The organism is Nostoc sp. DedSLP04, from assembly GCF_034530775.1.
In the GTDB taxonomy this organism is placed as follows: Bacteria; Cyanobacteriota; Cyanobacteriia; order Cyanobacteriales; family Nostocaceae; genus Nostoc.
Map to the genome: position 1 here is coordinate 1 of NZ_JAVRCL010000089.1, position 24,584 is coordinate 24,584.

Consider the following 24,584-nt stretch of genomic DNA (forward strand, 5'->3'; position numbering starts at 1 on the left):
TATTTCGGAGTACTCATTTGTTATTTCGGAGTACTCATTTGTTATTTCGGCGTACTCATTTGCTATTTCGGCGTACTCATTTGTTATTTCGGCGTACTCATTTGTTATTTCGGCGTACCCATTTGTTACCAAAAGCTTAATTGTGCATTAAACTTGTTTGCTATTTTTGGTCAGGTTCGCTACCACTTTCACCAACTCTTCTGGCTCAATTGGCTTGGATACATGAACCTGGAATCCGGCTTCCAGAGCTAGGCTGTGTTCTTCTTCTCTAGCAAATGCCGTTAGTGCTACAGCTAGAATCTTCTCCCCTTGCTCTGTTTCCTGCGCCCGCACTTTCCGAATCAGGGAATAACCATCCTCATCTGGCATTCCGATATCACTGACTAGAACATCTGGTTTTAATCGTTCTAGTGCTTCTAGAGCTTCACCTACTGAGCTAACTGCCGTCACCTGCCCTCCAGACTTTTCAAGAATGAAGGCAATTAACTCTTGCGTATCGGCATTGTCATCGACAACAAGTATTTGCAAGCCGTTGAGTATTGAGAGATTTTCGACATTTTCTTTACTTTCTTTAATTAACTGTTCTGGTTGCGGTTCTACCAGAGGCAACAACACTGTAAATTTTGCTCCCCTTCCTTCCCCTTCACTAACTGCGCAGACTCTGCCTGAGTGCATTTCTACTAAATGGTGTACAATTGCTAGCCCCAACCCCAAACCATTGTCTGCTCTAGTAGTTGTGCTATCAGCTTGACGGAAACGCTCAAAGATATAAGGTAGAAAGTCAGTACTAATTCCCTTACCTGTGTCAGAGACAGTTATCTGGACATTTGAGTTTACCTGTTCCAGATGTACTTCAACTCGCCCCCCGTTAGGTGTAAACTTGACGGCATTAGAGAGCAAATTCCAGACAACTTGTTGCAGGCGTTCGGCATCGCCCATAACTTGACCAACTGAAGAATCAAGATTAAATTCAACTTGAATATCCTTAATTTCAGATGTGGGAAGTACAGCTTCAATTGCCGCTTGAATTATCGGCACAAGGTCAATTTTACGGATATTTAGGCGAATTTGTCCTTGTACAATGCGTGAGATATCCAGGATATCTTCAATCAGTTTTCTTTGAAGTTTGGCATTCCGCTCGATTATCTCCAACGCCTTAGAGGTAGTTGCTTCATCCCATTTGCGAGTACGTATTAGTTGAACCCAACCCAGCATAGAATTGAGGGGTGTACGAAGTTCATGGGAAACGATCGCTAAAAACTCTTCCTTAATGCGGTTAGCTTCTTGGGCTTGCTGATAAAGCTGGGCATTTTCAATGGCGAATGCTGCTCGTTGAGCAAGTTCTTCAGCCATTTCTAGGTCTACAGTTGTGTAATGGCGTTCTGGTTGTGCAGAGGCAAATAGAATTGTCCCCAGCTTGCGATCGCGTACTAACAATGGTACTACCATCTGAGACTTAAGTTGGAGTTGGCACAGCAAACTGAAATGTTCTTCGTTTGAGGACTTTCTCTGTAATGAAGACTCAAGAATCTTTGTAACCAGTTCCGGCTTACCAGTCTGTAAAACTTTCGGTGGGCCGTAATCAGCGTCAATAGAAATTGGATAGCGTTGTTGAAGTTCTCGGATCAATCCTTCCTTGGCTGGTTCTGATGCAACGATGACTGGGTTAGTGAAGACTGGCAAATTATCTTCGATGACATCCACAATACACCAATCGGCAAGAGTAGGCACTGCTAATTGCGCGACGCTGGTTAGGGTAATGCGATAATCCAAGGAAGATGCCAATACACTACTTGCTTCAGCTAAAAAATTAGAGCGTTTTTCTGCGGCTTGGGCTGCAATTCGGGCGGCTTGCTCATTAGCAAATAATTGCTGGCGCTGCAACTCTAAATGCTTACGCTGGCTAATGTCACGCATTAGCCAGCGCAGAGCAACTGCCTGACCTTTTTCGTTGCGAACGGTAACTACTGTCAAAGCTACATCAAAACAGATTTTTTCTCGTGGTTGTAAACACACTTCCCATTCTCCACCTCGGTCGAGCTGCTGCAACTGAGTCAGGTAATTAAAAAAAGCTTGATGATCTGGCTGGGCGATGAAAGTAAGTAGCGGTTTACCAATCAAAAATCGCTGTAAAACATTGAGGTGTATGCTAGCAGCACGATTAGCTTCCAGGATAGTGCCGAATGTATCAGTTACCAAGTAACCATCAGGCGCAAAATCAAATAACTCTTGGTAGCGCTGACGCTCTTTCTCTATTACGATTCGTGTTACTTGTAGTTCCTCGGAAGCGATTTTTAGTTCTTCCAAAGTGATTTGCAGTTCCTCAAAAGCTTCTAGTGTTAGCTCTTGCTGTGAATATGGCTCACTACCAGTCCTTTGCACTAATCCGATTACCCGTGAGCGCAATGTCTCTAATTGTTGACTAAAATCGTCCACATCCATAATTGCTCACTTTGCAAAGACTAAGAAGCGCATGTTAGATAAAATATCTGGCAATTATAAACCCAAATGTACGCTAAAAGCCGATCTCAAAACTATTACTCAAAAGATAGAGGTTTGTCTTGACAACGCGAGTTCTACAAATTGAGTTAGACACAAAGTTGTCTCAACCTCCACCTACCATCTTAAAATAAACAATTCATCAACAAATCTACCTACAGTGTTGTACAGCAAGAAACATATTAGGTAGATTTCAGCAAATGTTTTTATAGCTTAAGGGGGACTGATGCTTACAGCAACATTACCAGCCGTAAATCTGAAAAAAATTGGTATTAGGGGGATGATGAACGCGATCTTTGATATAGGGTGGGCATGATAAATAGATTATGCACACAACCCTGAGAGAATTTTGATGATAAATGCGATCGCTAGTAGATTTCGCCAATTTATGGCTGGGAAAAACCGCCTAATTGGCAGATATGACCCGAAAAACAAAATCAAGCGTTCCTTAGCACTGTATACCTGCATAGGATTAATAGGTGGAATCCTGGCATTGTTATTAATGGCGTCCCCAGGAGTAGGCCAAAAACCACAACTCCAACAACCGTTATTAGTAGCGACACGAGTTATACCGCCCTTTGTGCTATCAAACAAAGGTGAGCTATCAGGATTCAGTATCGACCTCTGGCGCAAAATCGCTAACCAAATAGGTGTAGAGTCTAAATTTATAGAATATTCCACAGTGCCGCAACTGCTTTCGGCTATTAAGGAAAGCAAAGCCAACTTGGGAATTTCAGCCATCTCAATTACAGCCGAACGCGAGCAGAACTTTGATTTTTCATTACCTATTTTTGCTGGGGGGCTGCAAATTATGGTGAGAAACCCAGAAAGCAACAACAGTGCCTTCCCAAATATTTTGCAATTGTTTTTCTCCGGTAGCCTTTTGCAAGTAATAGGCGTTGCCTTGGTGTTAATTATCGTAGCAGCCCACATTATTTGGTTATCTGAGCGTCATCACAAAGATGGGATGATTCCCAAATCATACTTTCCTGGCATTTTCAAAGCCTGTTGGTGGTCAGCTGCCACATTAGCAACCCAAGCTGATGAAATGCCCAAGGGAGTACTGGGACGCCTAGTAGGTATTATCTGGATGTTCATCGGAGTACTTTTTGCCGCCTACTTTACAGCCAGCGCGACTACCTCATTGACAGTGCAACAGCTTCAGGGTGATATCAGGAGCATAGACGATTTACCCGGCAAGGTAGTAGCCACAACTGCGGGTAGCACAGCCGCTACATACCTACGAGAACATAAGATTTCAGTTTTAGAAGTTACCAAGATTGAGCAAGCTTACAATGCTCTGCAAACAAAAAAAGCTGATGCCGTAGTGTTTGATGCGCCTGTACTCCTCTTCTATGCTGCCAATGAAGGCAAAGGAAAGGTACAAATTGTTGGCAGTATCTTGCGTGAAGAAAGCTACGGTATCATTCTGCCCAACAACAGTCCCTACCGCAAACCAATTAATCAGGCTTTGCTGAGTCTCAAAGAAAATGGCACTTATCAATCGCTATATGATAAGTGGTTTGACGTTGAAAAATCTTGAAGTGGGGAGCAGGGGAGTTAGGAGTTAGGAGTTAGGAGTTAGGAGTTAGGAGTTAGGAGTTAGGAGTTGGAGCAGGGGGACAAGGAGGAATTATTGAACAAGTCTCTCCCAAGTCTTCTCCCTCTTCCTTGTCTACCTTTATCTCTTCTGCATACCCAATGCCCAATACCCAATACTTCGACTTCGCTCAGTACAAGTGCCCCATGCCCCATGCCCAATCCCCAATCCCCTATTCCCTATTCCCTTCTTTCGCTAGTTGAGCTTTTGCCTGTTGCCACAAGTTTTCTAATTCATTCAAACTGTAATCAGAAAGGGGACGGTCAACAACCGCCTCCATTTTTTCTAATCGCTGGACAAAGCGCTGATTTGTGCCTTGCAAAGCGGTGCTTGGGTCAAGATTATGCCAACGCGCTAACTGAATCACGGCAAATAGTAAATCGCCTAATTCTGCTTCTTGTCGTTCGGGTGTTTCCTCAGCTAAAGCTTGTTGAAACTCTCCCAACTCCTCATGAAACTTATCCCAAACACCCTGAATATTTTCCCATTCAAACCCGATCGCAGCAGCCTTTTGAGAAATTTTCATCGCCGCCGTCAGTGGGGGAAGAGTACGTCCATAACGAGCGAGTTTAGCACTAAATTTTTGCGCGTCTGGAGATGCTTCGCCCTTTTCCGCAGCTTTGATTTGTTCCCAATTTTGCCGCACCTCATCCACACTGGCCACCGACACATCACCAAACACATGAGGATGACGGCGAATCAACTTTTGGGAAATCCCCTGAGCGATTTCCTTGAGAGAAAATTGCCCAGATTCACTAGCGATTTGGGCTTGCAATACCACCTGTAATAATAAATCGCCTAACTCCTCTGCGATCGCACCCTTATCCCCACTCTTAATCGCATCCACCACCTCATAAGCTTCCTCAATCACATAAGGCGTGAGCGTTTCCGCAGTTTGAGCCAAATCCCAAGGACAACCACCATCAGGCTCGCGCAACTTCGCCACCACCTCAATCAACTCCTGCAACGCCCCCAAAATCTCTTCTTGCTTTTCCATACCTCTGCGTACCTCTGCGCTTCCCTTAGCGTTCCTTTGCGTTAAAAAAATTATTTCTTCACTCTCGCCCGACGACTACCACCCCTCACTTTCCGCTTCTTAATTTTGCCACTAGGAAGCAACCCCCGAACCCCCTGCTTTTTAAACCGTTTATAAGCCGATCCCCCCCAATCGCTCAGAGAATGACTCATCGCACCGAGTTCCAACCCCAAAAACAAAGCGATATATTCAGTATCGTATTGCACGAGCGATCGCCCCAAAATTCCCCCCAAATCCTGCCAACTAAAACTCAAATTCCATAACCTTTGAGCGATCGCCAAAACGAAAATTGCCAAAATTGCCAGCAAACATCCCAGATAAAGTATCCGTAGAATCGTGCCGATAATCGGCCCGTGGGATAAAAAAGAACGATGTCGGAGACTTTTTTGATAAGGTAGCCAAATCCAGCGCAAGAAACCCCAGCGTTGGAATTGCACAGAGTAAATATCCAAATCGGGGCCAAACATCAGTCCGCCAAAGAGAAACCCGCCTGCAACCAACAAAGTTGCATTGCTACTGCGAGTCTGCCAGAAAGTAACGCTCGCCACCAACGGCAGAGCATACATAGTAATGCGATCGTGCGTCCGACCAGAGGGCATCCTAAATCCTGAGTGACTGAATACTGAGTCAGTATAAGAGAAAAAAAGATTTTCTTGAAACTACTAGCGCAATGCGAAATGTTTTGCTATATTAGTTAAGGAGTAGTCAAACGGGCGGTTAGCTCAGTTGGTAGAGCGCCTGCCTTACAAGCAGGATGTCATCAGTTCGAGTCTGGTACTGCCCATTAAGTAAAAAAAGGCTAGAGACAGCTTAGATGCGGTTTCTAGCCTTTTTTAAATGGATTCACAATCTCTAATTGACCAGCGACTACTAACCCATCTTGCATATCTTCAGAATAGAGAATATTTGCTCTTGCGGATAGCGCACAAGAAATAATTAGACTATCCCAAAAAGATTATATCGACTGCGGATATCTGATGCAGATTCAAAAATAGTCAGATTGAACTCTACTACAGTGCAACGACTATAAAGCGACTGAATCACAGCTTTAATTTGCCCTTCATTAAAGGCTGCTTTTTTGAGCAAATTGGCAGCAACCTCATTTACAACCTGTGTACTAATGATGATTCCTTCAGCTTCTGTAATTGCAATAGCAATATTACGCTTTCTTGTTCTTTCTGTAACCTCCATCTTCTTATCGTCAAATAAACGATAAAGCCAAACATTTGTATCAATAAAAGATGTACCAGAACTCATTATTATCGGTTATAAATTTCCTCACGACTGAATACACCATCCACTTGAACAGGATTTTCTGTTAATTCATCAATTATGTCTCTTTTTTTAGATGATTTTTTCGTCACCAAAACGATTACTTTAATATCATCTCCTTCACCAAGTTCTTGTTTGTACTCATCAGGAATCTGAATTAAACCATTTTGAATCTTTGCTTTAAACTCAACTGCATTTAGCATCTTTAACCTCTCTTATATCTATGGGGCTTTATTTATTATGAGCGATGCCTAGGTTGAGCTGCGCCAACTCATCATTAAGATAGTCACTTGGACAAAAGATTTTGGATTGCTCAAAAAATTAATTACTAGTTAATATTGAGGCGAGAAGGTCAGGGCGAGACAGGTGTGGGCAATGTCCAGAAGGTAGTTCAATGGCATCGACTCCTAAACGCTTGCGTGCAGCGTAGCGCGACCATGTAGGAGATATTATTCGGTCATTGGTACAAACAATATATTTACGTTCAACATTTGGCAAAGCTTTTAGAGGATTCGTTTCAAAAATATATGCCATAGATTGTTGCGAACGACTTTTCGAGATTGCCCACTGTGTTACATCCGATTGACAATCATGAAAGAAAAACTCCCTTAATACTGCTTCGTCTGAATAATCTTTGCCTACGGAAGCTGGTTCATACATATCAGGCTCATCGTAGAACTGTTGAAGTTTACTTGGGTCTTTTGCTTGGTAATTGAATGATGTGAGCGTATCAGAATCAAGGCGATGAGAAAATTGGTCGAGTGTACTAACTCCAGGATATGGGAGCAGCGCTGCCACAAATACTAGTTGACGCACTTTTACCGCTTCTGCAACCAAGGGAATTATTGTACCAGCCATTGAGTGACCGACAAGCACAATATCATCATCAGTTTTTGGCAGCGCTTGAATTACTGCATCCGCAAATTGGGACAAAGTAGTAGATGCATTATCAATTGGCAAATCCATTGCTACAGTTTTGTGACCCTGTGCTTCTAAGTAGGGAATGAGCAAATCCCAACACCAGGTGGCTTGGAAAGCACCGTGAACTAGACAATATAGACTCATATCAATTGAATAATGATAATGGTGGACGAGTTTTTTAACTTCTCTTATTTTTTAGCAAATTTTTAATCTTAACCAGGTAAGTTACATCAGTACCTACTATATATTCAAACAGGAGTTAAAACAGGCTGAAAAGGTTGCAATAAAATACCCAAAATTTTATCAACTTCTTTAATATAGTATTCAGTCAAATCTATATAAACAGTTTTCCCTTCTAAAAATAAGAACTTCCAGTTAGTTCCACTAGTAACTGAGCCATAAATCCGCCCAACTTCATTGCCTTGATTTTGATTGAACAGTTGTGCTGCAATCATTGCCGCTATACATTGACCCAGACCGCCGATAATATCTTCTTTTTTCGCTTCAAAAATAAACATTACCGGAGCAGAAATAAATAATTGCTCCTGGGAATTGCTGACGATGTAATCGCAAAAACCTTGTAAGCCTTGAGTTGCATCAACATTAAATTCATTTCCAGAGAACAGCGAGATTTTATTATTTAATAATCGTCTGACCTCTGCGAGGATTGGTGCAATTAAAAACTCTGACCTGGCTTTTTCGGTTGAAATTGCAGTTGCTAAAGGGATGTAATCTATTAAAATCGTTCTGAGAGTTTCTGATGGTGTGACAGGTTTTGTATTAACAAATAAATTCCGAGTTTCATCGAGTGTTAAATCAAAACACTTTTTCACCTTGGCAAGACTGAAATCGCTGTATGCCATCCTTCCACCTTGTGATTATTTATAGCACCTTTGACCTCTCTCCAAACCTCTCTCCTAAGAGGAGAGAGGCTTTGAGGCTATACTCCCCTTCTTACTCCCCTTCCCTGCGAGGGAAGGGGCTGGGGGTTAGGTCTGTCTTGCCTTGCGCCAACTCTTTCGCTCTCGCCTGGGAATCAAACTTTAATTTATTATCCCACTGTTGCGCTTTGCGAAACTTTTCCACAGCGCCACTAATATCATCATTTCGCGCTAACTTCTCACCTTGGATAACTAATACTGTAGCGCCTTGCGCCAACCGCGATCGCGTTTGGCATGATTGCAACTCTTCTAACACTTCTGGATGGGCAATGAGGTAATTATTCAGCAAATTGCAACCACTGTCTAATAAATTATCAAAATCTAAATCCCATAAAATTATTGTATTGTCATCACTAGAAGAAGCTAACTGTTGTCCATTGGGGCTGAAAGCGATGCTATTGACCCTATCAGTATGACCAGTCAGGGATTTGAGTAGTTGACCACTGTTGATATTCCAGATTTTGATGGTCTTATCCCGACTAGCAGAAGCTAACTGTTGTCCATCAAGGCTGTAGGCAACACTTCTGACCGCATCAGTATGACTAGTAAAAGTTTTGAGGAGTTGACCACTGCTGACATCCCAAATTTTGATGGTGTTGTCAGCACTAGCAGAAGCTAACTGTTGTCCATCAAGGCTGTAGGCGACACTAATGACCCAACTGCCATGACCAGAAAGGGTTTTGAGGAGTTGACCACTGCTAACATTCCAGATTTTGATTGTGTTGTCAGCACTAGCGGAAGCTAACTGTTGTCCATTGGGACTGTAGGCGACGCTAATGACCCAATGGCTATGATCAGAAAGGGTTTTGAGGAGTTGACCACTGCTGACATCCCAAATTTTGATGGTCTTATCCCGACTAGCAGAAGCTAACTGTTGTCCATTGGGACTGTAGGCGACGCTAATGACTGTATTGCTATGACCAGTAAGGGATTTGAGGAGTTTTTTACTGCTGACATCCCAGATTTTGATGGTCTTATCCCGACTAGCAGAAGCTAACTGTTGTCCATTGGGACTGTAGGCGACGCTAATGACTGTATTGCTATGACCAGTAAGGGATTTGAGGAGTTTTTTACTGCTGACATCCCAGATTTTGATGGTCTTATCCCGACTAGCAGAAGCTAACTGTTGTCCATTGGGGCTGTAGGTGGCGCTAATCACCCTATCGCTATGACCAGTAAAGGTTTTAAAGAGTTGACTACTACTGACATCCCAGATTTTGATAGTCTTGTCATCATTAGCAGAAACCAACTGTTGTCCATTGGGGCTGTAGGCGATGCTATTGACCTCTTTGCTATGATCGGTCAGGGATTTGAAGAGTTGACCACTACTGACATCCCAGATTTTGATGGTTTTGTCCCAACTAGCAGAAGCTAACTGTTGTCCATTAGGGCTGTAGGCGACGCTATAGACTCTACCGCTATGGCCAGTCAGGGTTTTGAGAAGTTTTTTACTGCTGACATCCCAGATTTTGATGGTGTTGTCATCACTAGTAGAAGCTAGCTGTTGTCCATCAGGGCTGTAGGCAACGCTAAAGACGACACTGCTATGACCAATCGGAGATTTGAGGAGTTTGCCACTGCTGACATCCCAAATTTTGACGGAGTTGTCATAACTAGCGGAGGCTAACTGTTGTCCATTAGGACTGTAATCTACGCTCATGACCACATCGCTATGACCAGTAAGGGTTTTGAGGAGTTTTTTACTGTTGACATCCCAGATTTTGATGGTGTTGTCAGCACTAGCGGAAGCTAACTGTTGTCCATTGGGACTGTAGGCGATGCTATTGACTTCTTTACTATGACCAGTCAGGGATTTGAGAAGTTTGCCACGGCTGACATCCCAGATTTTGATAGTGTTGTCAGCACTAGCGGAAGCTAATTGTTTTCCATTAAGGCTGTAGGCGACGCTTTTGACCTCATTGCTATGACCAGTAAGGGATTTGAGGAGTTTTTTACTGTTGACATCCCAGATTTTGATGGTGTTGTCACGACTAGCAGAAGCTAACTGTTGTCCATTGGGGCTGTAGGCGATGCTATTGACTTCTTTGCTATGACCAGTCAGGGATTTGAGAAGTTTACCACTGCTGACATCCCAGATTTTGATAGTGTTGTCATCACTAGCAGAAGCTAACTGTTGTCCATTAGGGCTGTAGGCGACGCTTCTGACCGCGCTGCTATGACCTTCTAAAGTATTCACCTCGATCGCACGATTTTCTTTTGGCTCATTTGGCTTTAAGTAAACCGCTTGCTGTAAAGTTGCCACAGTTTGCATTCGGATATCGCTTCTGTGCTGTGCCCAAATTGTATGCTTGAGTTTGTTACCTGCCCTTAATGCTGCTATTAAAGCATCTGGATATTGTCCAGAGACAGCAAAGGCCTCAGAAGAATTATTGATGGCGTTAATTAGCTGAACATTTGCCTCTACTGTCCACTGGAATGTTACCACTGCCAGTCCAGCAAATCCTAAACCTGCGGCGATGGAACTAAAAAGGGCGCGTTTGAGAACACGATTAAGTTTTGCTTCACTTTGTTTTCTTTGTTCTCGTTCTTTTTCCAGTTCCGCCATCACCTGCTTTAGCTTCGGTTCCTGTTGCTGGCGGATAAAGGCGGCGATGTAGTCATGTACCAGTTGATAACGGTCGGCGGGGTTTTCTGGTAGCAAAACCACTAAGCCGGATTGGACAAAAATCTCTAATATTAAATCTAATTTACTGATTTCAGAAGCTTGTTTTGCCCTAGCTTCCGATCCCCCCGCCTGCGGCGACCCCCTTAAAAAGGGGGTAGAAAGAATGAAGCCCCCCTTTTTAAGGGGGGTTGGGGGGATCTCCGAAAAGTACGGGAGTAAATCGCGTTCCAACTCAGCGCGAGTCTTGAGTGGGCGAGTTCCTTTTTCATCCGTCAGCAAATACATTAATATGTCTGCTGCTTGGTGATTTTCTTCACCACAATCATTAACAACTTCATGCAAATAACGCTTAACCAATTCGTCCTTAGTTCCACGCTGCTGATATTCTGCCAGAGTTGTAATATTCTCCGTTTGCAGTTGCGCCCCCACAACCTGCAACTCAATCGGACGAACTTCACCCAATTCTCCGGCTAAATCTTGCACCAGTTGTTCAACTAAAGCAGGTTCTAAGTGAAAGCTAGTATTTTCAGTTAAACGCTGAATAATTGACTTGGCATCAGCAAGTGAGAAATTCCCCAACTTGTAAAGTACATTATTACTGAGTATGTCATTGCCAATAATCTTGAGACTCGACAAATCATTGCACTCTAGCAAGTAATGGATGTAATCTACCCGCAGCGATAAGATAACTTTCACCGATAGAACATTCAGACACTCTCCCAGAAACTCAAAGAATTGCTTTCTTTGTGCAGGTTCGGTGTAAACAAAGAAAAATTCCTCAAATTGATCGAAAATTAACACTGTGCGGAGGTTACGCTGTTCGTTTTCTTTGAGTCTGGATATCAAATATTGCGGAGTTCTGAGTTCTGAGGGTGGAAGTTGACCTTCTGAGGGTGGAAGTTGACCTTCTGAGGATGAAAGTTGACCTTCTGAGGGTGAACGTTGACCTTCTGAGGGTGAAAGTTGACCTTCTGAGGATGAAAGTTGACCTTCTGAGGGTGGAAGTTGACCTTCTGAGGGTGAAAGTTGACCTTCTGAGGGTGAAAGTTGACCTTCTGAGGGTGAAAGTTGACCTTCTGAGGTCGAAATTCCGAGTTTAGAGGTCGAAACTTGAAGTTTTAACTCTCCCCCATCCCTTTTGTCCCCTTGTCCCCTTGTCCCCTTGTCCCCCTCATCCCCCTTGTCCCCTTGTCCCCTTGTCCCCTTGTCCCCCTCATCCCCCTCATTTCCCAAAAGCCTCCCCAACTCTTCCACCCAGTTGGTGTAAACGCGCATTACCACCGGCAAATAATCTTGAGTACCGATCGCTTTATTCTTTAAAGCCGGCACCAGTCCCGCATTCACCAGGGAACTTTTGCCTACACCCGATTGCCCATGAATTACTATCAACTTATAATCAGGGCGGCCCATGCGTTCGATTAAACGTTCTATATCCAACAGACGACCAGATGCAGCAATTTCTGGGGCAATATTTCCTTGGGGATAATTTAAGCGCAATGTCTCGACAAATGCCTGTTTTGTAGCTTCTAACTTACCCGCACCAATAAAAGCCCGCAAGCCAAATTGCTGTTCAACGGAACGCCGTTGCTGTTTGATTTTGTATGCTTTGAGATATTCTTTCTGCTCAAAATAAAGCTGCTGCAAAAACCTGATAATATCCAAGTAAAGCCTGACATCTTCTAAGGGATTACCCACATCCCTAGCAGTTTCTAAGCTGAGTGTTGCCTCTTGAATTTGACTTAAATGGTATTGAGAACGACCTAAAATAAATTGATATAAACTCAAGTCTTTTGATTTTAAAATCTTTTCAGGAATATCAGATAAAATCCCTGATATATTAGCTGATTCCTGATTTGGAATCGCAGCAAAAACTTCTAATGCTTGCTTGACTAACTGATTTGCTTTCATCCAGTTTTTTTGAGCCAAAGCCACCTCAGCTAAAAAACCGTAATCTTTGGCTAATTCTCTTGGCTGCTTGTTATTTTGATGGATTACTAAAGCTTGTTCCGAAAGACTCTGCAATATTTCCCACTTTTTCAGGTCTCGCAAAATATCACCGAACTTCACTACAGCGTCAGCAATTAAATCTGGACTTTTAAATTGGCTAATAAAATGTATATACTCTTGAAGATAATGCCAAGTTGTCTGCCCATCTTGACAATTGATATCTTGATGCTTCAAAGCTTTGAGATAATAGCAAAAGCTAATCTCACCGATGACTTTTGCCTGTTTTTCTAAATTATGACTTTGCTGCCAAAGCTTATAAGCTTTGTGATAATGTTCTAACGCCGAATCTTTTTGATCATTTATCTGTTTAACAAAACCTAATAAAGATTCTAAGTTAGCTTGAATATCTAAATTATAAATATCTGGCTTTTTAATTAAATCTCTTTGCGCTGCTTCTAACTCATTTTCCAGCTTAAGATATACATCGAAGCTAAATTTTAAGTTATTACTAAACCATTGATTAGCCGTTTCGATGATAAAATCTACTAATTGCTGTGTTGATATGGCAAAATTTCTCGTAGTTGCCCAACTTTCCAAATCTGGCGCCAGCTGTATTAGATGCTTGTAAATTTCATCGTCAATCCAAAACACTAAGGGAAAAGCAAAATTCTTGCGAAACTCCTCCCGAACTTGATTTGCAGAAGTTAACATCACAGGCAAATTCTGCACGGATTCCAAACCGACAACCATCACACAGGCTGGCATTTCTGCGCCGAATTCTTCTTGAATCGCAGTATAAAGAGTCCTGTTCGATTGCTGCACCGTCAAGACACGAATTTCGACTTGACAAATTTCTTGCAGTCTGGAGATTAAGCGATCGCGCAAGCTGGCATAATTACACCGGGCCAATATCAGCTTAAACTGTCCCACAGAGGATTCGATCGCCCAAGCTAATTGTTGCAGTCCCTTTTCATTTTCAGGTTGCTGTAAATCTGTCATACCAATTTGGAATTTTGGATTTTGGATTAAATAGCTAGGGCGAATAGCAGATATCGGGTGTGTACCGCGAAGCATAACGCAGCCGAAACCGAAGATGGTGCTTTACAGAAGCCTTAACACACCCTACCCTTAAGAAACGTTCAACTCTCTTGCCTCAGCCAAAACCGGATTAACATCAAACCAAGACTCGCCACCATCGCGATATTCAAACACAAATCGACTGCGAATCAGTTTTTGATATCCGTGGTCATCACTTACCTTTTTCCTTTCCTTGACATGGCGTAACAATTGCCACTCATCCTCAGAAATCGGCAACATGATTTCATTCCGCCGAGAACGAATAACTTGCTCTAGGGTTTCACGGGTTAGAGGAAGACTCATCTCTTCCATAATCCAGGTATTCAGCAGCCTTAACACATCTCGCACATGACCACCGCTCATTTGACATAAACGCTCTAAGCTAGCAGCACTATCAAAAATCTCGGTAACTTTACTTAAACGCTCCTCTGGTTTCATGTCAGGAAAAGCTCTAGCAAGCACCATCTGCTGCATGAGTGACATTCCCTGTGTATGAACGTTGCCATCAGCCCATTGTATAGGAACCATTGGTAACACCTTGGGGTCTTCTGGGAAACGCTGAGTCAGCATTCCGTAATCATTGGAAAATTTCAAAGATAAGGGCATGGTGTAGATCAGATGACAATTCAGCTTCGTCAAAAACTCACCCTGATCGACAAATAAATATTCTTGCTGCGGACGACCCCAAGGTTTGGCACGATTATCTATGCGGTCAAGATTATCGACAATTACCACCAGACCATTTTTACCCTGCTGTTTGAGTTTTGCGATCGCAGGTTCCAATAATTCTTGATTAATCGCTTCCAGCAGTTTAGTTTTTTGCGGTGCTAAATACTGATTGAGTTTTTCGCGTAGCATTGGGTCATTTTTCATCTTCGCGGTGATTTCCCCAATGCCCACAGACAGAGAAAACTTATCTTTATCTGCCGATAAACCGACATCCCCCACCACCGGAAGCTTAACTTTTCCCGCCGTCACCTCGGAGTTTAAAACTTTCCAAGCACCTTGCAGCAACTCATTAAACTTGTTAGGTGACTCCAAAGTAATTTTATCCAGACTTTGACTCACCCGCCGAGCGATCGCTAGCAGCACATCAGCAATATCGACATCGGTCATTTCCAAGTCATCACTGGATTCAAAATAGACCACATGAAAACCTAACTTTTCCAGTTCTGCCTGTAACCGTAATAGTTCTGTAGATTTCCCACAACCAATATGCCCAGTAAATAAAGTGCAAGTGGGTTCATTCGGCTTAAAAAAAGTAATTTTCTGCTTCAGCTTGCCAAGAATATCACCACCTCGTACCGAGGAAAAATCTATATAATACTTGCCATCAGAGCTATTGTTGACAAACAGAGTTCTGCTGGGATCGCTAGCCTGATAAAATTCCCGTAAATCTAAGGACATAACCTGGTAGTGCAATAATCTGGTATTGTCTTAACATATCCTTGTAGAAAAGGATAAAATTATTTACACCTTTGGATCTGAGTATTTCGGAGAATTTTCGCTTTTTCTGCCTCAAAGGCGATCGAATGACATCGCGAATTCTCTGCGTACCTCTGCGCTTACCTCAGCGTGCCTCTGCGTTTAAACTTCACCCCTCAATTCCCCACGACCTTACCCAAAGCTGTAAGTAATATGAAGCAATCTGTAAAAACCAAGACTTTTTTTTGATATTATTTAAGACCGGACTCTTTAAATATTGATTGACGTATGAGCAAAGGTACCCTGTTTGATAAAGTTTGGGACTTACACACCGTTGGTACACTTCCCTCAGGGCTGACGCAACTATTTATCGGGCTTCACCTAATTCATGAAGTAACCAGTCCCCAGGCTTTTGCTATGTTACGCGAAAGAGGTCTAAAAGTACTCTTTCCACAGCGTACCGTCGCCACAGTCGATCATATTGTGCCCACAGAAAACCAGGCGCGTCCCTTTGCCGATAACTTAGCAGAGGAAATGATTCAGGCGCTGGAAAATAACTGTAAAGAAAATAACATAACTTTTTACAACATTGGTTCTGGTAGCCAGGGTATAGTTCACGTCATCGCTCCCGAACTCGGACTGACTCAGCCAGGAATGACGATCGCTTGTGGAGATAGTCACACTTCCAGTCATGGTGCATTTGGTGCGATCGCATTTGGTATTGGTACTAGCCAAGTCCGGGATGTTCTCGCTTCTCAAACCCTGGCCCTCTCCAAACTGAAAGTCCGCAAAATCGCAGTTTACGGCACTCTCAACCCTGGTGTTTACGCCAAAGATGTAATTTTACATATCATCCGTTCACTTGGTGTTAAAGGTGGCGTGGGTTATGCCTACGAATTTGCCGGTACGACATTTGAGCAAATGAATATGGAAGAGAGGATGACTGTCTGCAATATGGCGATCGAAGGCGGTGCTAGATGCGGCTATGTCAATCCCGATCGAGTCACTTACGATTACCTCAAAGGCAGAGATTTTGCACCCATTGATGCAGATTGGGATAAAGCAGTAGCTTGGTGGGACTCAATCAAGAGCGATGCAGATGCCCAATATGATGATGTAGTGATATTCGACGCTGCAAAAATTCCTCCTACCGTGACCTGGGGGATTACTCCCGGTCAAGGTATCGGTGTCAACCAGTCAGTACCTCAACCAGAAGAACTGCTAGAAGAAGACCGATTCATTGCCGAAGAAGCTTACCGCTACATGGATTTATATCCCGGTCAACCGATCAAGGGCACTAAAATAGATGTCTGCTTTATTGGTAGTTGCACCAACGGTAGAATTAGCGATTTGCGAGAAGCGGCAAAAATCGCCAAAGGTCGCCACGTTGCAGAAGGAATCAAAGCTTTTGTTGTCCCCGGTTCGGAACGGGTGAAAGAAGAGGCGGAAGCTGAAGGACTAGATAAAATCTTTCAGGAAGCCGGATTTGAGTGGCGCGAACCGGGATGTTCCATGTGTCTGGCTATGAACCCCGATAAGCTGCAAGGAAGACAAATCAGCGCTTCTTCCTCCAACCGCAACTTTAAAGGAAGACAGGGTTCCTCTTCCGGTCGGACATTGTTAATGAGTCCGGCGATGGTCGCCACTGCTGCGATTAAAGGCGAAGTTTCTGATGTACGTGAGTTGTTGTAATTTTTTTGTCATTTGTCATTGGTCATTGGTCATTTGTCATTTGTCATTTGTGGAAATTAACAGGCTGTCATTGAAATGATAGGTAAATCAAGTTTATGGTGAGTGAAGTTAAAACAGTTTCAGGGCGCGGTATACCTTTAGTGGGTAATGATATAGATACCGATCGCATCATTCCGGCGCGATATTTGAAAGCCGTTACCTTTGATGGGTTAGGTGAAGGCGCATTTATCGATGACCGAACAGCACTTAAAGGCGAACATCCCTTCGATCAACCCCAATACAAAGGCGCGAATATTTTAATAGTTAACCGTAACTTTGGCTGTGGTTCATCACGGGAACACGCACCTCAAGCGATCGCAAAATGGGGAATCCAAGCTTTAATTGGTGAAAGCTTCGCGGAAATCTTTTTCGGTAACTGTGTGGCAATGGGTATACCTTGTTTGACAGCCGATGCTGTGACTGTTAAACAACTGCAAGATTTAGTCACAGCCAATCCCCAAGCCGCTGTGACAGTGAATCTGGAAAGTTTGCAAGTGCAAATTGGCGATTATATTGCTTCAGTTGCGATCGGTGAAGGTACAAGAAGCACATTTATTTCTGGAACTTGGGATGCTTGCGGTCAGTTGGTGGCGAATGCTGACCAAGTTCGGGCAACAGCGACAAAATTACCTTACGTCGGTTGGAGCAATTTAGCCGCAAGTTAGTATTCTCTCATTCCCTTTAAAGTATTACATTTTACTCATTGGATAAATAGTTGTTTGAGAGTAAATGTAATAACAAATGCTCAAACTTAAACAAAATTCTAGGTTAATGATTGAATAAATCGATTTTTATTAAGTGCTTTGAAATCACTGATACTTATAAATATTTGAACAAAAACTTACCATATTTTACATATTAACACCCACTTATTAATGCTATTCAACGAATTAAGCAGTTGTCAGCAAAGTCACAATACGAATACGGATTAGTATTTAATGTCGTCATTTCTTCAACGTTACTTACATTTGTTTGAACTTTAGCGAAAATCGTTCAATCAGTTGAAAGCTACTCTGCTAAAGGCATTCACGAGTTACTCTTTCTTTTTCAAATGACGTGAAAAGTCAGGATACAGTCAGGTATGTCTCTAAAATTCCTAGTGAAGAAAGTTTACAAAACCAATCTTTTGCATAAAACAAGAAAATATCTCTGATTAATACTTAGCAGCTAAAAACTATAAGTTTTCTAGTTCATAGAGAGAAACTAGTACTTCCAAACATTTCTTAAAAATGAAGTATTAGTAACTCATTGTTCGCTGAGATAAATTAAGAATTAGGAGTATTAATCATGGCAGTAACTTGGATTCCAGGCCCAGGCCAGACTAATGGAGCAGATGTAGGTATTAGTAATGCCGCTTCTGATAACTTCAATGGTTTGGATGGAAATGACAGCCTTTTTGGAAATGCTGGTAATGACCTGTTACGAGGTGGCGATGGTATCGATTTTCTATCCGGTGGGAACGGACAGGATACCCTAATCGGAGATCGTGGCAACGACACCTTCATCGGCGGAAACGGCAACGATCGCCTGATCTGGAACAATGGTGACGGTAGCGATAGAATGAGCGGTAACGCTGGCTATGACGTGGTTGAGGTCAACGGCGCGGGTGTAGGAGACAACTTCCGCCTGCAACAAGATGCTCAAGGCAGAGCAATCTTCGATCGCCTCAACCTGGTTCCCTTTACTCTGACTGTAGACAGTGCAGAAAGGTTTGAAATCAATGGTGGTGGTGGTGATGACACCCTCGCTGTCAACAACCTGTCAGGAACTTCTGTAAATGCAGTCTGGTTCACAGGCGGGGCTGGCAATGATGTGCTGGATGGTAGTGGCACAACAACACCGTTGAGAGCCTTCGGTGGTGAGGGTAATGACAGTCTCACAGGTGGTACTGGCAATGATAACCTTTATGGTGATGCCGATAATGACCTGTTACGAGGTGGCGATGGTATCGACTTTCTATCTGGTGGGGACGGGAACGATACCATAGTTGGAAATCGCGGCAATGACACCTTCACTGGTGGATACGGCAACGATCGCCTGATTTGGAACAATGGTGATGGTAGCGACAGAATCAGTGGTAATGCAGGCTATGACGTGGTTGAGGTCAACGGCGCGGGTGTAGGAGACAACTTCCGCCTGCAACAAGATGCTCAAGGCAGGGCAATCTTTGATCGCCTGAACCTGGTTCCCTTCACTCTGACTGTAGACAGTGCAGAAAGGTTTGAAATCAATGGTGGTGGCGGTGATGACATCCTCGATGTCAACAACCTGTCAGCAACTTCTGTAAATGCAGTCTGGTTTACAGGTGGGGCTGGCAATGACTTCCTGGATGGTAGTGGCACAGCGACAACGTTGAGAGCCTTCGGTGGTGAGGGTAATGACGTTCTCTATGGTGGTGCTGGCAATGACTTACTCTATGGTGATGCTGGTAATGATATTTTACGAGGTGGTAAAGGTAATGACATTCTGACTGGTGGTGCTGGTGGCGATCGCTTTGTATTCAACTCAGGTGCTGGGTACAATGGTGCCGATCTCGGTGTAGATAAAATTACTGACTTCAGCTACTTTAGCGATAAAATTGTCCTCGATAAGACAACTTTTGCCGGACTCAATAATCTGTCCCAAATTAAGATAGTAGCTAATGATGCAGCAGCTGCAACTAGCTCTGGACTCATTACTTACAGTCTTGGAACTGGCAACTTGTTCTTCAACCAAAACTTGACATCACCAGGCTATGGGACCGGTAGTTTGTTTGCCAACATTGATAACGATAACAATCAGTTCACAGCCCCACCATTATTATCAGCGACAAGCTTTGAGATCGTTGCGTAAACATCTCTCAAAATCCATAGAAGCTAAGGCATGTCTGCAAGCTGACAGCGAAATAGTAATTAGCAATCATCAATGTTGCTAATTAAAGATAATTGAATCCTCCTCATACTTTAAATATGGGGAGGATTATACAGCAGTTTTCTTTTGCATGAAGTACGAGGCTGCAAAGGCGTAGTCAGCCGTAGACATTGCTTTGGAAAAAGAGGCAATTTTAGGCGAGCAAAAATATTCCGAAAAAGTTCCTAATTTATGTCTTGAAAGTCAGATTATGGATGAACTTTAATTAAAAATAAAATATATTTAAAGACAATATTGTAAATGACTTAAATTTTGTTGTACTCTAATAATAGAAAGATTTTGTAACCTAATAAATCGATTAATATGCGTTTACCTATCATTATCAGTGCAACACTATTGCTTTCTCTAAGTATGAACCTACCAGCTATATCCGAAACTAGCGCAGAGAAAGCACAATATCAAACGCAAACGAATAATAGCTTGAATTCAAGACGATTGAAATTTAATAAGCGTTTGTGGGAGCAGGCAAATATTTCTAACTATCGCATTACAGTTAGCAACAGTTGCTTCTGCATACCAGATGCTAGAGGCCCAGTAGTTATTCAAGTACGTAATGGTCAACCAATTTCAGTCACTTCTGTAGCTACAGGTCAACCAGTTAATCCAGAATTCTTTCAAAAATACGATACAATTCCCGAACTCTTTAATGTGATTCAAGATGCTATCAACCGTAAGGCATCCAACCTGGATGTAGAATACAATGCTAAACTTGGCTATCCAACTAAAATTAATATCGATTACAATAGTCAAATAGCTGATGAAGAAATCTTTTTGACAATCGAGAATTTTCAGGAACTGAAAACTAGACGTTAAACTGATTACTTGCGCTTCATCTCGACCGGAAATAGGGGTAAATTAGCAACTTAAAAGCGAGATTTAATACTTCAATTTATCCCAAAAAGCTAATAGCGATCCAATACGCTTGAGTTAAAGGTCATTCGTGTAGATAATGGTTTTTCAAGACGCGATAAATCGCGTCTCTACATCTGGATTTTGTAGCTAAGGAATTTCCAAATAAAAAAATATACAACTTTTATTGTGGGCTGGGCGACACGAAAGCCCAGTTCATAGGGCGGACAAGATGTCATTGGTGTCAAGTTAAGCTAAAAGCCTTTTCAAATCTCGTTTCCGGCCTCTAGGCTGGAAATGTTGCTCTTGGCGGCTCTGCTGCCAGTCAGCAAGGGAGGCGGAGCCTCTAGGACGGCATTCCCAGTCAAAGACTGGGAACGAGACAATATCTAAAAGCTGGTTATAGGCTGGCTTTCACGCTAAGTTGACACCAATGACAAGATGTCCACCCCACAAGAGTGGATAATTTATTTCTTGGTAATCCCTAATTCTGAACTGTATTGGATAGCTATTAGCTTTTCATAAAAATTAACACTTTGATTAAGTTATATTGATTTTGTGCGACTAATTCTCAATTATTCAACGAATTTGTTGTGTTTGAGGGCTTGACTAAAAACAGTCACTTCTGATAGGCTCAAATTACTCGATAAGATTAGCGCTAGCTGCGCTCAAAGTAACTTTACTAATACCACACTAGAATTTAACTTTTTACAGATGGCTTAAAGTCGTACACCCATTTGTGAAAATCATCATTCATATTCATTTGCCGCTCTTGCGTCTGCCCAGTAGATGCCACTGTGTTAATGTCGTAGTACCGCATTTCACCCAAGGCACTACGAGCTTGAATGGGTTTTGTCCGCTCGATGCGACACTGTTCGTAGCTAGTCAGAGCTTCTTGCAGATTAGCTGAATCAGAAAGACACTCTCGTAGTTGGTATGCATCTTCAAAAGTGGTATTGGCTCCTTGTCCCATTGCAGGCGCCATTGGATGAGCGGCATCGCCTAAGAGAGTGACTCTGCCTTGACTCCATTGAGTTAACGGTGGGCGATCGCAAATCGGCCCTTCCCAAATTTCCTCGGCTGGTGTCGCTTCTACCACCTCCCGAAAGGATTTATCCCAGTCGGCTAATTCATGGAGAATACGAGACTTCACTTCATTAGCGCTGTGCGAAAGGGAGTACTCAGGCGAGAACTTGCGACTGATCCAACTGGTATAGCCGCCACCCACATTCAAAAGGTACATAAACTGTTGATTGCCTTTGGCAAAAACTAGGTCATAGTCATTAAATAGCTCGTGGCGATACTCAATGACGGCACGCCAACACATACTACCGATATAATTAGGCTTACCCTCGCCAAATAAAGTTTCTCTGATGACAGAGTTAACGCCATCAGCCCCAATCAGCAAATCTGCATCTACCGATTTTTTGCCATCAAAATGAATTTTCACACCCTTTGCATCTTGCTCAAAGCCGATGCAGCGATGATTGAGGTGAATGATATCAGACGGCAATCTCGATGCTAAGACTTGCTGTAGACGATACCACCAAATAGTTAATAACGGTTGTCCGTATTGCTCTAAATATTTAGTGGCGCTAGTCCGAATTGTTTCTCCCTGAATACTCTTTAAAACCGTGTGGTGAACCTCGCATCCCGAACTTTTGAGAGTTTCGACAATTCCCGGCGCGATCGCATCTAGAGAATTCAAGCCATTAGGGGCTAGTCCTAGTCCAGTTCCCGCAGGGCGAAATTCTTGGGCTTTTTCGTATACTTGCACCTCTATCCCTTGGCTTCTCAGTGCGATCGCAGCAGCTAAACCGCCTGGGCCAGCACCGACAATAGCAACTTTCTCTACTATGGGTTGAGAGAATTTCTGAGTGTTTGTGTTCATATTATTAAGTCAGAATACCGAATATTCCCACGAATATATATACTTATTCCATGTTTGAAGGCAACTTTATCTTTTATCTAGATCCACAGTTATTACTTTGACTCCTAAATAGTTTTTTAGTCAATCTTCCTTAAGAATCAACCCTGAATTCGTTTTGCGGTTGCTGGTAGTAACAAAAACTGCACGCTTCAGCATTTTTTACTAATTCGACAAACGTAAATAAATACCGTTCCGTTGATTTGAGCGATAAATTCATTAAATTTGACTTTTAATTTTCATAAACTTCCTGTAAGGTCACTAAGCTTACTGTATTATTTTCATATTCAAAAAAATTGTGAAAAAGAGTTTGGATGAAATTTAAAGCAGCTTCTGTATGTATTGGTTTAAGTGAGTTCATTGCCGCTGATTGTAAATTACCCACAAGTGATTGCTTGAGAGGTTAGCTATTTATGCCTTTTACCATCCGTTATTGCCGTTACCTTGGATTCTAAATGTCAGGAAGTAACGCTAGAACAACCGCAGACTTTTATCGCTAGTATAATAAATGATGTAATTATTATCTACATGAGACATGGCAGAAAATTCCTTAGCTTCAAGAACTTCAGACTCACTTACTCAGGAAGTGAAAATATTCGCTTCAGAGGAAGTAGAATTATCACTGAATGTTAATAAGACATCTTACTCCTTAAAGATAGAACCTCGTGTTACATTACTAGATGCACTTCGAGAAAAGCTGGGTTTGATGGGCACTAAAAAAGCTTGCGATCGCGGTGAATGTGGTGCATGTACAGTATTAGTTAATAATCGGCGTATTAACTCTTGTATGACTTTGGCAATCATGCACATCGGTGCTGAAATTACCACAATTGAGGGATTAGCACAAGATGGTAAACTCCATCCTATGCAAACAGCCTTTATTACTCATGATGCTTTTCAATGTGGCTACTGTACATCAGGTCAAATTATCTCAGCCGTAGGGATGATATTAGAAGAATCACCAAAATCTGAAGCAGAAATTCGAGAAAAAATGAGTGGGAACCTTTGCCGTTGTGGAGCATATTCAAATATTATTGCGGCGATTCAAGATGTGCTAGAGGAAAAGCAAGATGCAGCCATTTAGTTATGCTAAAGTCACTTCAGAAGAAGTGGCGATCGCAATAGTTGAGCAAGAGAAAACTGCTGTATTTATTGCTGGGGGCACAGATTTACTGGGATTAATGAAAGATGGAGTCCAAACAGCGAATATATTAATTGATATTAATAGTTTGCCCTTAGCAAATATTGAATTTCAACCGAATGGAATCCGCATTGGTGCGATTTCTCGAATGAGCGATGTAGCTTTTCATCCCCAAATTCAGGAATGTTATCCGGTAATTAGCCAAGCTTTATTACAAAGCGCTTCACCGCAACTGCGAAATATGGCAACAGTGGGTGGTAATTTACTGCAACGAGTCCGCTGTGGTTACTTTCGCGATCCGGTTTTTCCTTGTAATAAACGCACTCCCGGTATAGGTTGTTCGGCAATTACAGGTTACAATCGAATGCATTCTATTTTCGGAGCTAGCGAACATTGCATTGCCGTTCATCCTTCCGATTTAGCTGTAGCTTTGACGGCATTAGATGCAGTGATTTGCATCCAAGGAATAGAAACATCACGGCAAATTTCAATTCATGATTTTTATCTCTTACCAGGCGAGACACCAGCAAAAGAAACTCTATTACAGCCTGGAGAATTAATTGTTGCTATTGAAGTTCCAGATTTTGCATATAAATCCCATTATTTAAAAGTAAGGGATCGAGCTTCTTACTGGAGTTTAGACTAAAAGCGATATGAGAGAACGCGAATCAAATAGAATTAG

At 42.5% G+C, this 24,584-nt stretch carries 17 protein-coding genes and 1 tRNA gene; 8 read left to right on the top strand and 10 right to left on the bottom strand.

Features of this window, described 5'->3' with window-relative positions; all coding sequences use genetic code 11:
• Positions 1-147: 147 nt before the first annotated feature.
• Positions 148-2,442 carry an ATP-binding protein gene (locus RMX89_RS31780; protein ID WP_322691743.1) on the bottom strand — a complete coding sequence of 765 codons (2,295 nt, stop codon included), beginning with the start codon at positions 2,440-2,442 and terminating at the stop codon, positions 148-150.
• Positions 2,443-2,851: 409 nt separating this feature from the next.
• Between RMX89_RS31780 and RMX89_RS31785 the strand changes: the two genes are divergently transcribed.
• A complete protein-coding gene (locus tag RMX89_RS31785) occupies positions 2,852-4,042 on the top strand; it encodes a transporter substrate-binding domain-containing protein (protein WP_322691744.1) in 1,191 nt (396 codons plus the stop codon).
• A 229-nt stretch (positions 4,043-4,271) separates the two neighbouring features.
• Here the strand turns inward: RMX89_RS31785 and mazG are convergent, their stop codons facing one another.
• On the bottom strand, positions 4,272-5,096 hold the full coding sequence (gene mazG / locus RMX89_RS31790) for a nucleoside triphosphate pyrophosphohydrolase (RefSeq protein ID WP_322669600.1): 825 nt from the start codon (positions 5,094-5,096) through the stop codon (positions 4,272-4,274).
• A gap of 50 nt (positions 5,097-5,146) precedes the next feature.
• Positions 5,147-5,734, bottom strand: coding sequence for a metal-binding protein (locus tag RMX89_RS31795; protein ID WP_322684706.1), 588 nt, complete (start codon positions 5,732-5,734; stop codon positions 5,147-5,149).
• Positions 5,735-5,846: 112 nt separating this feature from the next.
• Between RMX89_RS31795 and RMX89_RS31800 the strand changes: the two genes are divergently transcribed.
• Positions 5,847-5,919: transfer RNA gene (locus RMX89_RS31800), tRNA-Val, on the top strand.
• 152 nt (positions 5,920-6,071) lie between these two features.
• On the opposite strand, the gene RMX89_RS31805 is transcribed toward RMX89_RS31800, so the two are convergent.
• The 6 genes from RMX89_RS31805 to RMX89_RS31830 all read right to left on the bottom strand — a co-directional run bounded on the left by RMX89_RS31805 (position 6,072) and on the right by RMX89_RS31830 (position 15,326).
• Positions 6,072-6,392, bottom strand: coding sequence for a PIN domain-containing protein (locus RMX89_RS31805; RefSeq protein WP_322691745.1), 321 nt, complete (start codon positions 6,390-6,392; stop codon positions 6,072-6,074).
• A gap of 2 nt (positions 6,393-6,394) precedes the next feature.
• Positions 6,395-6,610 (bottom strand): hypothetical protein, encoded by a 216-nt coding sequence (locus RMX89_RS31810; RefSeq protein ID WP_322669603.1) that lies wholly within the window; start codon positions 6,608-6,610, stop codon positions 6,395-6,397.
• 118 nt (positions 6,611-6,728) lie between these two features.
• Positions 6,729-7,472 carry an alpha/beta hydrolase gene (locus tag RMX89_RS31815; protein ID WP_322691746.1) on the bottom strand — a complete coding sequence of 248 codons (744 nt, stop codon included), beginning with the start codon at positions 7,470-7,472 and terminating at the stop codon, positions 6,729-6,731.
• 104 nt (positions 7,473-7,576) lie between these two features.
• Entirely contained in the window at positions 7,577-8,191 is a 615-nt protein-coding gene (locus RMX89_RS31820; RefSeq protein ID WP_322691747.1) for a hypothetical protein, read from the bottom strand.
• A 91-nt stretch (positions 8,192-8,282) separates the two neighbouring features.
• Positions 8,283-13,841 (bottom strand): ribosome assembly protein 4, encoded by a 5,559-nt coding sequence (locus RMX89_RS31825; protein ID WP_416212019.1) that lies wholly within the window; start codon positions 13,839-13,841, stop codon positions 8,283-8,285.
• A 129-nt stretch (positions 13,842-13,970) separates the two neighbouring features.
• Positions 13,971-15,326 (bottom strand): P-loop NTPase fold protein, encoded by a 1,356-nt coding sequence (locus RMX89_RS31830; RefSeq protein WP_322691749.1) that lies wholly within the window; start codon positions 15,324-15,326, stop codon positions 13,971-13,973.
• Positions 15,327-15,632: 306 nt separating this feature from the next.
• Here RMX89_RS31830 and leuC point away from each other — a divergent pair, with 306 nt between their 5' ends.
• The 4 genes from leuC (at position 15,633) to RMX89_RS31850 (ending at position 20,798) form a co-directional block, all read left to right on the top strand.
• Positions 15,633-17,036, top strand: coding sequence for a 3-isopropylmalate dehydratase large subunit (leuC, locus tag RMX89_RS31835; RefSeq protein ID WP_322691750.1), 1,404 nt, complete (start codon positions 15,633-15,635; stop codon positions 17,034-17,036).
• A gap of 95 nt (positions 17,037-17,131) precedes the next feature.
• Positions 17,132-17,740 carry a 3-isopropylmalate dehydratase small subunit gene (leuD, locus tag RMX89_RS31840; protein WP_322691751.1) on the top strand — a complete coding sequence of 203 codons (609 nt, stop codon included), beginning with the start codon at positions 17,132-17,134 and terminating at the stop codon, positions 17,738-17,740.
• 622 nt (positions 17,741-18,362) lie between these two features.
• Positions 18,363-19,907, top strand: coding sequence for a calcium-binding protein (locus RMX89_RS31845; protein WP_322691752.1), 1,545 nt, complete (start codon positions 18,363-18,365; stop codon positions 19,905-19,907).
• 381 nt (positions 19,908-20,288) lie between these two features.
• Positions 20,289-20,798, top strand: coding sequence for a DUF6174 domain-containing protein (locus RMX89_RS31850; protein WP_322691753.1), 510 nt, complete (start codon positions 20,289-20,291; stop codon positions 20,796-20,798).
• A gap of 736 nt (positions 20,799-21,534) precedes the next feature.
• Here RMX89_RS31850 and RMX89_RS31855 read toward each other — a convergent pair.
• Positions 21,535-22,725 carry an FAD-dependent oxidoreductase gene (locus RMX89_RS31855; RefSeq protein ID WP_322691754.1) on the bottom strand — a complete coding sequence of 397 codons (1,191 nt, stop codon included), beginning with the start codon at positions 22,723-22,725 and terminating at the stop codon, positions 21,535-21,537.
• 571 nt (positions 22,726-23,296) lie between these two features.
• Here RMX89_RS31855 and RMX89_RS31860 point away from each other — a divergent pair.
• Positions 23,297-23,845, top strand: coding sequence for a (2Fe-2S)-binding protein (locus RMX89_RS31860; protein ID WP_322691755.1), 549 nt, complete (start codon positions 23,297-23,299; stop codon positions 23,843-23,845).
• On the top strand, positions 23,832-24,548 hold the full coding sequence (locus RMX89_RS31865) for an FAD binding domain-containing protein (protein WP_322691756.1): 717 nt from the start codon (positions 23,832-23,834) through the stop codon (positions 24,546-24,548). The genes RMX89_RS31860 and RMX89_RS31865 overlap by 14 nt, the downstream gene beginning before the upstream one ends.
• The last annotated feature ends 36 nt before the right edge of the window (positions 24,549-24,584 follow it).